Consider the following 12668-nt stretch of genomic DNA (forward strand, 5'->3'; position numbering starts at 1 on the left):
TCAATAAATTTGGTATACTGAAACTTGATATAGGCGATGATAAAACAGGTAAAGGAGTTTCTTATGAATATAGTGGTTTTAGCCGGAGGTTACAGTGACGAACGTGATGTTTCACTTGCATCAGGCAGCCTGATTGCCAATGCTTTGATCCAAAAAAAACATCGGGTCTTGTTGGTGGATTTGTATGTGGGATTAGAGGCTGTTGCAGATTTCAATGCAGCGTTCGAACGATATGAACAAAAAAATTATTCTTATCAGGTGCACGCACAAGCACCGGATCTTAAAAAGTTAAAAATGAAGCAAAATAATCAGGAAGAATTAATCGGTCCGTGTGTCCTGGAAGTATGTCAGACAGCAGATGTGGTATTTTTGGCGCTGCATGGCGGAATCGGTGAAAATGGTCAGATTCAAGCGTTATTAGATATTTATAATATCACCTATACGGGAACCGGCTTTTTGGGCAGTGGTTTGGCGATGGATAAGAGACTTTCTAAAGAACTCTTTTTACAACATTCTATCCCTACGCCAACAAGCTTTGATCTTGATGAAAAAGAAAAGATTACTTTTCCTTGCGTGATTAAGCCAAACAGCAACGGTTCTAGTATCGGCGTGGCAATGGTAGACAGTCAGCATGAGTTTCACCAAGCGTTGATGCAGGTGCAGAACTATGATCAAGAGCCGTTGATTGAAGAAAAAATCGTCGGACGTGAGTTTTCTGTGGGTGTCATGGATGGGCAGGCACTCCCTGTGATCGAAATTATACCTAAAACAGGTTTCTATGATTACGAAAATAAATATCAAGACCAGGCAACTGAAGAAATCTGTCCGGCACTTTTATCAAAAGAAAAAACCTGGGAGATGCAAAATTTAGCGTTGAAAGTCCATCGAGTTTTGCGATTGGGAGCTTATTCTCGGATTGATTTTATGATGGATCAAGAAGGGGCAATCTATTGTATCGAGGCTAACACATTGCCAGGGATGACTCCCACCAGTTTATTGCCTCAGGAAGCTTTGGCAGAAGGAATTTCTTATGAGGATTTGTGTGAAAAAATTATTCACTCAGCGTTAAGAAAATAAAGTTGACTTGCTTTGATAATATCGAATGGAAAGTCTCTAAGAACGATGCTGGATTTTTTGTTTTATTACGGAAATCATTTACGGGGGGATTAGAATGAAAATCATGTTAGTTGAAGATGATAAAAAAATAGCGTGGCTGGTGAGCGAACACTTAAAAAAATATGGCTATAGTGTGTCAGTGCCTTCTGATTTAAAGGAAGTCATGATTTTTTTTGAAAAAGAAATTCCTGATTTAGTGTTGATGGATGTCAATCTGCCTTTTTACGACGGGTTTTACTGGACCAAGAAAATCCGACAAATTTCTAAATGTCCGATTATTTTTTTGTCTGCACGGGAAAGCAATATGGATCAAGTCGTTGCCCTGGATTATGGTGCAGATGATTATATTACTAAGCCTTTTTCCTACGATTTGCTTCTGGCGAAAGTCAAAAGTCATATCCGCAGGGTTTACGGGGAATACGCGGCCGGCAATGAAGAACGGGTATATGAAAAAAACGGGTTGCGTTACTATCCTGAGCGTTTGGAGATTCATTATGGCGAAACAGTGGAACTTGTCACCAAAAAAGAAGGGGAGCTAGTGGAATTGTTACTAGTGACCTATCCCGAAGTCGTCAGTCGTGAGGCGATTTTGGAAAAGTTATGGGATACGCAGGATTTTGTTGACGACAATACCTTATCTGTGAATATCACCCGTTTGAGAAAAAAATTTCAGGATGTTGGGTTACCAGACAGTATTTTGACGATTCGCGGCAAGGGCTACAAATTAGTTCTAGGTGAGCCAAATGATTAAAGTTTTTCTTCGCCATCAACTGCCGTATGTTTTTCTATATCTGCTTTCTGTGGTTTTATTAGGCGGGATACTTTGGCTAGACGGCTATCACGATTGGCATGTTCTTTTGTATGGTGTTTTTTTGTCTGCTGCTCTTCTTTTGATTTATCTGATAGTTTATTTTTTTGCCCATCATCAGCTTTACAAGATGTTGGGAGATAAAGATCAAAAACTTTTATTTGACACGTCAAGAAAAGACATGAGTTACTTTTCCAACCAAGTCAATGACTTGCTGTTGACACAACAAAAAAAATCTTATGATGAAATGGTCAAGATACGTGATTCTAGAGAAGAACATTTGAAGTTTATACATTTGTGGGTTCATCAGATGAAGACCCCCTTAGCTGTGATTGATTTAATGATTCAGTCAGACCAGCTCGACAAACAGAATCTGCTGGAAGAAACGGAAAAAATCAATGAGGGATTGCGCATGGCTTTAAACATGGCAAGAATCGAATCTTTTGAAACGGATTTTGTGATTCAAAAGACCTCTTTAAATCAAATCGTCCAAGAAGTGATCCAAGAACAAAAGCGTAATTTTATCCGTAATCGAGTCTACCCGAAAGTGCTGTTTGAGCAGGATTTTTTTGTGGAAACAGATAAAAAATGGCTGCAGTTCAGCATCTATCAGATTGTCAGCAACAGTATCAAGTATGCTTCAGGAACGGAAACTAATATTGAATTTGATATCCGTCAGCAAGGCAATGATTTGCAGCTGATTATCCGGGATTACGGTTCAGGTATTACAAAGGAAGATTTGCCGCGGATTTTTGATCCTTTTTTTACCGGCAGACAGGGCAGAAGTCATCAGGAAGCCACTGGCATGGGATTGTATCTGGTCAGAGAAATTTTTGACCAGTTGAATCATAATATCGCCATCCAGTCTGATACTGGTGCAGGAACTATAGTCACATTGGTTTTCTAAAAGGTTTATGACAGAAGTGTAAGGAAACTGTCATTCTATTCAATAGCTAAAAAAATGATCCTTAGCTAAAATGAAAAAGAACGAGTGAAAGCCGCGGCTTGAAGGAGGAAGGAAAATGACTTATCTAGAGTTGAAAAATGTGAGTAAGACCTATTCCGGAGTGGTCCCCTATGAAGCTATCCGGCGGGTGAATTTAAAAGTTTCTGAAGGGGAGTTTGTCAGCATTATGGGTCCGTCAGGCAGCGGAAAAACAACCTTACTGAATTTGATTGGCACATTAGACCGTCCCACCAACGGCTCGGTTTTTTTAAATCAGCAAGAGCCCCATCGCTTAAAAAAAGATGAGATGGCTAAATTTCGCAGAAGAGATTTGGGTTTTATTTTCCAAGAGGCAAATCTACTAAAAACACTGACTGTAAAAGAAAACATTATGCTGCCCTTGACTTTAGATAAAGTACCGGTAACTGAGATGGAAAAAAAAGCAGACCAGCTGATGACAGCCGTTGGGATTACGGCACTGGCTGACAAACGGATTTATGAAATATCCGGCGGGGAAGCACAGCGTGTGGCGATTGCCAGAGCGTTGATCCACAATCCCGGTTTGGTTCTTGCAGATGAGCCGACAGGCAATCTGGATTCTCAAGCAGCCGGAACCGTTATGAGATTGATGGAACAGATGAATCGTGAGAAAAAAGTCACAACACTAATGGTGACCCATGATGCCGTCTCGGCCAGTTATTCTCACCGGGTGATTTTTATCAAAGACGGTCAGTTATACAACGAAATATATTGCGGGGAAAGCCGCAAGCTCTTTTACGAAAGTATCATGGATGTTTTGGCTCATTTAGGTGGTGCCAATCATCAGTTTCAAGCATCCGCATTGTTCTCGTGAAATAAAGAGCAGGTCCGTTTTTGTTTTTTGACAAGAAGGCGGGAAGAGCGATAAATTTGCGGATGTTTTAATGGAAACAATACATGATTTTGCTGATAAAGGAGGGGTGATGGTGAGCTTTAAACAATTGATTTTTAAAAATATCACAAGAAACGGAAGAGCCTATAGTTCTTATTTTTTCAGCAGTACGTTTTCAGTAACGCTCTTTTTTATTTTCTCCATGATTGCCCATCACCCTGTCCTGAAGGATGGGTTTGAGGGCACGTACACAAACATCACTAATCTTTCTACAATCGGCTTTGATCTCTCTCAAATCATGGTGGTTTTAATGTCGTCGATTTTCCTGCTGTATAGTTTTAATGTCTTTTTAAAAGGACGGAAGAAAGAATTGTCGATTTTTTTATCTTTGGGCATGTCTGAAGGGCAAGCACGACGGATGATTTTTTTTGAAAATATGCTTTTAGGGTTTTCGTCAATCATCGCAGGTTCTCTCATCGGCTTACTATTTTCCAAGCTGAGCTTATTGATTGCTCAAAATCTTTTTATGATTGAAAAAGGTTTGCCTTTTTATTTCCCTAAAGAAGCCTTGCTGTTGACAATGGTCTCTTATGGAATGAATTTTTTACTTATTTCATTATTTACGGTCTTTTCTTTGAAAGTCAGAATCATCACTGAACTGTTGAAAGAAGGGGTTCAAGGAGATGAGCCTTCTGGGACGAAAGATTGGCTGGCTGTTCTAAGCTTGTTGAGCCTATTAGCTGCTTATCTTTTAACTTGGCAGTTTGTCAAAGATTTTAGCTGGGACTGGGAAGCAGATAAATACTTGTTGTATGCCGGCGGGGCTTTTTGTTTTTTGGGAACATTTTTATTTTTTACACAATTGGCACCTCATATGATTTTGCGCTTGAAAAAAAGCAGGTTTTTCTTGAGAGGTTCTCGCGTACTGCTTATCAGTAATTTAACCTACCGCATGAAAAAAAATTCAGTCATGTTTTTCATTATTGCAATCGTTGCATCTGCAGCTTTTATTGGCATGGGGTATACCATGTCCATTGGCGGCTCGCACTATGTTGCCAGTCAGGACAGTTCTTTTGCCTTTTCTTATAATTCAATCGCGTATAATGATGCAGAAAAGATGAAGGAGGAAGACAACAAGAATCTTGCATTTATCACTTCATCAATTGAGGAAGCGGGACATGATTATTTATTACAGGACTTGACCGATCCGATTTTTGCGTTAGTAGTCCGGAAACAACCTATGTCCAAGTGGACGGACAACTATTTAGTTTTCCCTTTGTCAAAATACAACGAAATGGCTGAATTTAAGGGAGAACCTAAACTAGAAATCAAAAATGACCGACAAGTATTGCATGTCTCCAACACTAATTCTCAAAGACAGATGGTCAGCGGCCGTAAAAAAAAGCAGAACATTCACTATGAAGAACTAGAATTTTTTGGTTACGGCGGAGCAACTGTCAAGAAAAAAATGGAAGTAGTTTCTGTTCCCCAAGGCTATAACATTCGTTTCTACGTCAATCCGCTGCTGCTAGTCAGTGATGGTCTATATGCTCAGCTTACAGAACAGACGCCGAAAGAAGGAGGCTATCGTGAATACAGTGTGGTGATCCATTTTAATGAATGGGACAGAGACAAAAAGCTGAATCGTAAAATTTCCCAATATTTTGAAGCTGTTGACGAGCAGCAACTTGGAAAGTACGAAAAAAAGCTGGAGTCCTTAGGTGGGGATTACGAAGCTTTAACAGAATCACAGAAAGAAGAGCTAGACTTGCTCTATCCGGAAGATTTTATTTTTTTCTACTCCCTGTTTGACAGCTGGGTAGAGAATAATCAGTCCAACGGTTTAATTATATTAGTGAGTTTTCTGTTGGGGTCAGTCTTTTTTTCATTCGCTTCCTGTATTGTTTATTTCAGATTGTTTGGAGAATTGGACAGAGACGGAGAATTACATCGGACATTGCATATTTCAGGAACTACTGTCAAAGAACGTCATCGAATCGTCACAGAAGAAATGCTGGTCATATTCTTTTTGCCTTTACTCATCGCCTTATTGAATTTTTGGGTGGCAATGAACTGTCTGAGTATCTATTTAGATACACCTGTCATGCCTTACTTTTTTCAGATTGCAAAAATATATCTCATTTTCCAAGCAGTTTTTTTCATCGTTCTTCGCGGGAATTATTTGAAGCATTTGGATCATTATGCAGAAACTATGAGATAATCTCTATATATATTGATTGCTTTTTCAAAGATAATCAAGAAGTCAATGGAATCGCTGAGAGATTTTTTATTTTCGAATTTAGATAAAACAGGCCCCGGACAATGATGTTGTCCGGGGCTTGTTTTTTTATGGCTGCAAGTTTTCTTTAATTGCTTGGTAGGTTGTTTTTGTTTCAGCAGTAGTTTTGTTAGAAGCAAAATACAATCCCTCAGAGGTTTTTATCTTCACAGATGTTTCAGATGACAGAAAGAGATAAAAATTAGCATCTTCCCCTGTTTCAGTCAGTCTGAATATGCCGGTAGCATAATTGGCAGTGCCTGCCCCTTTGATTCTGATTGCCTTGGGAGGTTCCTCAAGCAAGGTAACTTCTTCAACATCTGAAAAATAAATGTTTTGATTTTTTGCAAAAGGAGCCCGCAAAACAATATAATCATCGCTGACTTGAAACTTAAAGGCATTTTTTGAAAAATCTGCTTTAAAGAGGGGGATAGTCACTCCGACCAGCAGTGCTAGAACAGCAATTCCGATTATCACACCAATTATTTTTGAGCTGGGGTGTCCCAAATTCATATCAATATTAGTCCCGACCCTGTTAGGGACCCAAATTTTCGGGTCGTCCGGATTACAGTAAAAACCGTAACGCCAATAGTAGTCTGCCCCGTCGTATAAATATTTTTCCCCTTGATGCAGTGCCAGTTCTTCACGTTTATTGGAACGGAGCAATAGGATAATCATAACCGCGGGAAAAGCGAAAGCCAACACCAGCAGAAGGGTTATTAATAGTCCGCTGGAAAGGATAAAACCTTTCCCCAGACCAATGCTGAGATACATCCCGATAAAAGCTGTTGTAAGAATTGCGATAAACCACTGGGTTAAAATAAGCAATAACGACCAAGTTCTTTTTTTATTTTGATTGACAAACTGATTGATTTCTTCTTCTTGACTGTGAATGGTGACAGGCAGCTTGTATACTGTAAAATATAAAAGACTTGTCAGTCCAGCAACAGCTAATAATAAAAAGGTGACGAGTAAGAGACTGGACTGAGGGTTTAAAACCAGCAGTCCTAAGGAAACCACTAACTGCAATCCAAGGGGTAGCAGCAGCCAGTAAAATGAAAGTATCCCCTTATGGCGTTCGATAGAAAGTTTTGTATCTACTCGAATGATATTGTGATTGTTTTCTTGCGAGTACCAATGCTTTTCTTGTTTTAGGCGCTGCATTTTTCCAATATGCAGGACAAGCGTGCCATGGACAAGGACAAAGGCCAGCACCATCAGGGCAAAGAAGATGATTAATTGAATAGAATCATAGCTGGTAAGAAACAGAGCCAGACCAAGCAATGCTAGCAAAATGCTGCTGCCTAGCAGATTTTTCCGATAGGAGCGCACAATGTTTTTGACTTCCTTGTTTTCAAGATAGTCATCTTTCAAAGTCGTTTCCAATAGCACATTTTTTCTCGGTTTGCTGTACAAAGTATAAGTGATGGCGATGATGATTAGTACAGCGATTAAAATAAGATAAAATATCCAGTTCATAGTCCGTCCGCTCCCTGTTTTTTAAAGTCGGCGATGATTTTTTGCGTCATTGCAGTAAATTGTTCTTTTGTTAAGCCGTTGACAACACCGGTGGCCAGCAATAATTCCAGTTCTTTTTGATAAACTTCTTGGAAATCCGGCTTGCTAATGACTTTGTCTACCACACGGGAACCTAGTCGCCGGTCTGTTTCGATATATCCGTCACGTTTTAAAAGATTGTAAGCTTTTGAAACAGTCATCACATTAATTCCGATATCTTCCGCAAGCTGGCGGACAGTGGGTAGAGACTCTCCCAGTTGCAGTTCTCCTTTTGCCATACCAATAATGATTTGTTCGTAAATTTGCTGGTAGATTGGAATATTGCTAGTCATTTTCAGTTCTAATAACATCAGCTTCTCCTTAATGTATTATTTGTATTGGTTAGTATAATACAAAAAGAAATGAAAATCAATTCTAAAGACTTTGGATGAATTATAGAGTGAATCAACGCTAATTTTTTTAAGTTTAAAAAATTCCTTTTGCCAGAAGACTGTGGCAGAGTCAAAAGTTCATGCTATAATATGATTTCTAAGCAGGGTTGTTGAAGAAAAATAATTAATTTTTTTAGTTGTCTCGCTGGACTTTTCTAGAAGTGAAAAACGTTTTGTGTTTAGGGTATTATATTTTTTTAAACATGAAAAATGATTGGAGATGAAGTTGATGAGAAATTTCCAAAAAGAATCAAGCATATTGCCGAAAAGGTTGGCTCCCGGTGATGAAATCAGAGTCGTGTCCCCTGCCGGCAGTCTCAAAAGAGTCGGAGGATGGGCTGAAAATAAACGAGCTCTGTTGCATTTGGAAAAATTAGGCTTCAAGATAACCTTTGGAAAACATATCGAAGAATCTGACATCCTTCATTCTGCCTCCATCAAAAGCCGGATAGAAGATTTACACGAAGCATTTTCTGATAAAAATGTTAAAGGGATTTTGAGCACAATCGGAGGGTTTAATTCCAATGAATTATTGCCCTATATTGATTATGATTTGATTAAGCACCATCCGAAAATAATTTGCGGTTACAGTGATATCACAGCATTAAATACCGCAATCACGGCAAAAACGGGATTAATTACTTACATTGGTCCTCACTTTTCCAGTTTTAAAATGGGTGAATTGCAAGAATATCAAACGGAAAACTTTTTGAAAATTCTTCAGCAAATGGAATACCGATTGCAACCTTCAGCTTTTTGGAGCAGCGACGCTTGGTTTGACCCTTCTGTTGCCAGAAAATTATTGCCTACGGAGTGGAAAGTGTATAACGAAGGAGTAGTAACAGGTGTTAGTTTTGGCGGGAATTTAAACACGTTTAACTTGCTGAATGGTACGCCGTATCAATTAAAAATTGAAGAGGGCATTCTGTTTGCAGAATCTGCGGAAGAAAATCCTTATGCTGATTTTGCCAGAGACTTGGCTGCTGTTTTACAAGTTTTCCCAGAAATTTCCGGTTTAGTCATCGGAAGATTTCCTAAAGAAAACGAGATGACTGAAGAACGATTATTATATATATTAGATAAACACCCGAGACTCAAAAAAATTCCCGTGATGTATGATGTGGATTTTGGGCATACCCAGCCTATCTTTACTTTTCCGATTGGGCAAAAGGTGACAATAGCGACATCATCAAAAAGTATAACAATAAATGCTTTCCGCTGAAATCGGGCAGAGAAAGTAGGGCATTGTTGCAGATAGATTGTTAAAGTAGAAAAAGGAGTTGATCATTAATGGAATGGATTGGAAGACTGGAAGCCAGTATCAATTATATTGAAGAACATTTGACGACGAAAATCGACTTGGAAGAACTCGGACGGATTGCCTGCTGTTCATCCTATCATTACCAGCGGATTTTTTCTTACATGACAAATACATCATTGGCTGAATATATCCGCCGTAGAAAAATGTCTCTTGCCGGTGTTGATTTGCAGCAAGGAGAAAAAGTAATCACAGTTGCAGTCAAATATGGTTATGACTCGCCGGATTCTTTTGCCCGTGCTTTTAAAAAGATTCATGGCATCCTGCCTTCTGATGCTCAAAAAGAAGGGAGCAAGTTGAAATCTTTTCCAAAGATTAAATTCCATATAACAATCAAAGGAGATGTTGAAATGGAATACCGGATTGAAAACAAAGAGCCGTTTAAAATCATCGGCTTAAAAACGACGTTGTCAGCAAACATTGAAGAAAATTTTAAAGAAGTCCCAAAACTTTGGGCCCAAGTGAGTGAAGAGGGAGCCATCGAAAAGTTGCTGCCTCTGATGAATACGGAAATCAAAGGAGTATTGGGAGTGACCACGGGATTTGCTGTCGAGAGCGAACAGCAGACGGAGTATTATATCGCAGTAGCCAGCGACAGCAAAAGGCCAGACGGATTTGTTGAATACAAGGTAGATGCATTTAAGTGGGCCATTTTTTCCGGTGCAGGTGCAATGCCCGATGCGATTCAAGAACTGGAACAACGTATCATCACTGAATGGCTGCCAAGTTCTGGTTATGAATATGCGGACGGTCCGGATATTGAAGTCTATCTTAAACCCGATCCGGCAGATGCCTTATTTGAAGTGTGGATTCCTGTCGTAAAAAAATAATAACGTAATAAGAATGCTGCCGCAGGAAACTAGTCGGCAGTATTTTTTTGAAAAAATTATCAAATATTATGACAAGCTGATTTTCCAAAAATTAAAATAGTTAATACGAAGCGTACGAATGAATAAAAAGTACAATTTTATCACTTATAACAGTTATAGTGCAGGGGATGTATCAATGTGAATGGAGAGAGTTTTTCTAAGGATTACGTTAAGAAATTTATAAAAAAAGATTAAGATAATTGTCATTTTATGTAAGCATCATCTGCCCACAATATAGAAAGTCCGTCATCAAAGGCATTTTTAAAAGTGGACAGTCATTTTAATGTGTTTGAAACCATCGATTTATTAATGAAATTATTTTCGTTTTCTATATTTTCGTGTATAATGATGGGAGTTATTGTAGTGTAAGGTTGTTGAATAAGGAGGTTGTGTTTTGTCTGATCTAGAGAAATCGGCCCGTGATTCAGAGATTCAAGAAAAAGCTCAAGCCAATAATCAAGGATCCGATACTAATCCTCGCTTTAGTTTACGTGAGAAAGTGCTGGCTTCTTTGAAGTATCAAGACCAGTCTGCTCCAAGCAATGACAGTCAAAAACATGAATCGAACGAGAATAAAGATGTACGAGAACAGGCAGTTGTTGGCGAAAATGTATCTGACAGTCACAATAATTATCATGAAAATGAAAAAAACTCGGAAATCAATGAAAAAGGTAGCCAGAAAGAGTTGGAAAAAATGAGACGACGTAATGAGCGAAAAAAAGAAAATAAATTAGTAGGAAAAATTGTTTTAGCTGTTGTCACAGCATTAGTGGTGACTGTAACAATCGTGGGCATATCCTTCTACCGCTATTGGCAGGCAGGCTTAAAACCGCTGGATCCAAAAGACGATCAGCTAGTTCAAGTGAATATCCCAATCGGGTCCAGTAATAAAAGTATCGGCAGTATTTTAGAAAATGAAAAAATCATCAAAAGCGGAATGGTATTTACTTATTATATGAAAACAGAAAATATCACCGATTTCAAAGCCGGTTATTATCAAATGTCTCCTAACATGACTTTAGATGAGATAGCAGCATTGTTACAGCAAGGTGGAACAAAGGAGCCGGAAGCTTTGGCTGATGCACGGATCAGTATTCCCGAAGGTTACAGTGCAGAGCAAATCGCCGAGTTGTTTGCAGAAAAAACAAAAATCAAAAAAGCGGAATTTTTGGATGCTTTGAAGGATGATTCCTTCTTTGAAGAATTGTATAAAGACTATGGTCAGCTTTTAGAAAGTGCTAAAAAGGCGCAAGATGTCCGCTATCGCTTGGAAGGCTATCTCTTCCCTGCGACTTATAATTATTACAAAGAAAAGTCTGTCAAAGATATGATCAGGGAGATGGTCGATAAGACCAACTCTGAGTTAGCTGCCCGCCAAGAATCTCTGGATCAATCGGGCATGACGACCCAGCAAGTCTTAACACTGGCATCACTGGTGGAAAAAGAAGGGGTAGAAAAAGAAGACCGACGCAATATCGCCCAAGTCTTTTTAAATCGTATCAAAGCCGATATGCCTTTACAGTCAGATATTTCAGTTTTATATGCGATGGAAAAACATAAAGTACACTTATCAAATAAGGATACAGAAATAGATTCCCCATATAACTTGTATATCAACAAAGGGTTTGGACCCGGACCGTTTAATAATCCGGGAATCGAAGCAATAGACGCAGTGTTGAATCCGGAGCCGAACACTTATTATTATTTCTTGGCAAATATTGCAACACACAAAGTCTATTTTGCTGAAACTTACGAAGAACATTTATTATTAAAAGAAGAACATATTGATAATCAAACAGAAGAATGATGTGTTTTAATGAAGTTATCTATTTACAAATCTTGAAACACGTGGTAACCTTTATGACGTAAACAGGAGTGCTTTTCTGATTTTTATCGGGAAAGCCCTTCTTTTCATTTAACTAAAGTAAACAATTAAAGGAGCTTTATTCATGGTAGAGAAAGTTTACCCAATGACTCTCGAAGGTAAAAAGAAGTTGGAATTAGAATTAGAAGAACTGAAAACGGTAAAGCGTAAGGAAATTGTCGAACGCATCAAAATCGCCCGTAGTTTTGGTGATTTGTCAGAGAATTCGGAATACGAATCAGCAAAAGATGAACAAGCGTTTGTAGAAGGACGTATCACAACACTGGAAAATATGATTCGTTTTGCTCAAATTATCGACAATGATGGAAAAGCGGCAGATGAAGTCTCACTTGGCCGGACAGTAACTTTTATAGAGTTGCCGGACGGGGATGAAGAAGAGTATACGATTGTGGGAAGTGCAGAAGCGGATCCTCTTGCGGGAAAAATCTCTAATGATTCGCCTATCGCCAAAGCGCTGATCGGCAAGAAAATAAACGATGAAGTTATCGTTGCAACGCCGGGCGGCGAGATGGAAGTTAAAATTATAGGTGTATCACAATAAGCTGTGCGGAATGACGCACAGCTTTTTTCAGATGTTTGTTTCTACGACTTTAGTCCTAGAAACATTTCATACTAAAAGAACTCCCAA

11 protein-coding genes are annotated in these 12668 nt (G+C 38.8%); 9 read left to right on the forward strand and 2 right to left on the reverse strand.

From position 1 onward, the window contains the following. Window positions 1-63: 63 nt before the first annotated feature. From AC4PHI_RS03520 to AC4PHI_RS03540, 5 genes are all read left to right on the forward strand, one after another. Entirely contained in the window at window positions 64-1077 is a 1014-nt protein-coding gene (locus tag AC4PHI_RS03520) for a D-alanine--D-alanine ligase family protein (RefSeq protein ID WP_492200936.1), read from the forward strand. Window positions 1078-1171: 94 nt separating this feature from the next. Beyond that, the gene (locus AC4PHI_RS03525; protein WP_492200937.1) at window positions 1172-1867 is read left to right on the forward strand and encodes a response regulator transcription factor; all 696 of its coding nucleotides are present in this window, start codon (window positions 1172-1174) and stop codon (window positions 1865-1867) included. Next, a complete protein-coding gene (locus tag AC4PHI_RS03530; protein ID WP_492200938.1) occupies window positions 1860-2831 on the forward strand; it encodes a sensor histidine kinase in 972 nt (323 codons plus the stop codon). Before AC4PHI_RS03525 ends, AC4PHI_RS03530 begins: the two co-directional genes overlap by 8 nt. Before the next feature lie 115 nt (window positions 2832-2946). After that, window positions 2947-3723 (forward strand): ABC transporter ATP-binding protein, encoded by a 777-nt coding sequence (locus tag AC4PHI_RS03535; protein ID WP_492200939.1) that lies wholly within the window; start codon window positions 2947-2949, stop codon window positions 3721-3723. Window positions 3724-3835: 112 nt separating this feature from the next. Then, the gene (locus AC4PHI_RS03540) at window positions 3836-5962 is read left to right on the forward strand and encodes an FtsX-like permease family protein (RefSeq protein ID WP_492200940.1); all 2127 of its coding nucleotides are present in this window, start codon (window positions 3836-3838) and stop codon (window positions 5960-5962) included. 126 nt (window positions 5963-6088) lie between these two features. On the opposite strand, the gene AC4PHI_RS03545 is transcribed toward AC4PHI_RS03540, so the two are convergent. Beyond that, window positions 6089-7498 carry a DUF5808 domain-containing protein gene (locus AC4PHI_RS03545; RefSeq protein WP_492200941.1) on the reverse strand — a complete coding sequence of 470 codons (1410 nt, stop codon included), beginning with the start codon at window positions 7496-7498 and terminating at the stop codon, window positions 6089-6091. Then, a complete protein-coding gene (locus tag AC4PHI_RS03550) occupies window positions 7495-7887 on the reverse strand; it encodes a GntR family transcriptional regulator (protein ID WP_492200942.1) in 393 nt (130 codons plus the stop codon). Before AC4PHI_RS03550 ends, AC4PHI_RS03545 begins: the two co-directional genes overlap by 4 nt. A gap of 310 nt (window positions 7888-8197) precedes the next feature. Between AC4PHI_RS03550 and AC4PHI_RS03555 the strand changes: the two genes are divergently transcribed. From AC4PHI_RS03555 to greA, 4 genes are all read left to right on the forward strand, one after another. Continuing rightward, window positions 8198-9190: a S66 family peptidase gene (locus AC4PHI_RS03555; protein WP_492200943.1), complete on the forward strand. Its 993-nt coding sequence runs from the start codon at window positions 8198-8200 to the stop codon at window positions 9188-9190. 68 nt (window positions 9191-9258) lie between these two features. Then, the gene (locus AC4PHI_RS03560) at window positions 9259-10116 is read left to right on the forward strand and encodes an AraC family transcriptional regulator (RefSeq protein WP_492200944.1); all 858 of its coding nucleotides are present in this window, start codon (window positions 9259-9261) and stop codon (window positions 10114-10116) included. Window positions 10117-10813: 697 nt separating this feature from the next. Continuing rightward, window positions 10814-11962 carry an endolytic transglycosylase MltG gene (gene mltG / locus AC4PHI_RS03565; protein WP_492201531.1) on the forward strand — a complete coding sequence of 383 codons (1149 nt, stop codon included), beginning with the start codon at window positions 10814-10816 and terminating at the stop codon, window positions 11960-11962. A 142-nt stretch (window positions 11963-12104) separates the two neighbouring features. Continuing rightward, window positions 12105-12581, forward strand: coding sequence for a transcription elongation factor GreA (gene greA, locus AC4PHI_RS03570; protein WP_492200945.1), 477 nt, complete (start codon window positions 12105-12107; stop codon window positions 12579-12581). Window positions 12582-12668 lie beyond the last annotated feature (87 nt).

The sequence above is a fragment of the Vagococcus sp. QWL-13 genome (genome assembly GCF_058683555.1).

What these genes read in the sequence shown, in the direction of transcription:
- AC4PHI_RS03560 (WP_492200944.1), top strand. Translation starts at nt 9,259, where the DNA reads ATGGAATGGATTGGAAGACTGGAAGCCAGTATCAATTATATTGAAGAA.
- AC4PHI_RS03545 (WP_492200941.1), bottom strand. Translation starts at nt 7,498, where the DNA reads ATGAACTGGATATTTTATCTTATTTTAATCGCTGTACTAATCATCATC.
- AC4PHI_RS03555 (WP_492200943.1), top strand. Translation starts at nt 8,198, where the DNA reads ATGAGAAATTTCCAAAAAGAATCAAGCATATTGCCGAAAAGGTTGGCT.
- AC4PHI_RS03530 (WP_492200938.1), top strand. Translation starts at nt 1,860, where the DNA reads ATGATTAAAGTTTTTCTTCGCCATCAACTGCCGTATGTTTTTCTATAT.
- AC4PHI_RS03525 (WP_492200937.1), top strand. Translation starts at nt 1,172, where the DNA reads ATGAAAATCATGTTAGTTGAAGATGATAAAAAAATAGCGTGGCTGGTG.
- greA (WP_492200945.1), top strand. Translation starts at nt 12,105, where the DNA reads ATGGTAGAGAAAGTTTACCCAATGACTCTCGAAGGTAAAAAGAAGTTG.
- AC4PHI_RS03535 (WP_492200939.1), top strand. Translation starts at nt 2,947, where the DNA reads ATGACTTATCTAGAGTTGAAAAATGTGAGTAAGACCTATTCCGGAGTG.
- AC4PHI_RS03520 (WP_492200936.1), top strand. Translation starts at nt 64, where the DNA reads ATGAATATAGTGGTTTTAGCCGGAGGTTACAGTGACGAACGTGATGTT.
- AC4PHI_RS03550 (WP_492200942.1), bottom strand. Translation starts at nt 7,887, where the DNA reads ATGTTATTAGAACTGAAAATGACTAGCAATATTCCAATCTACCAGCAA.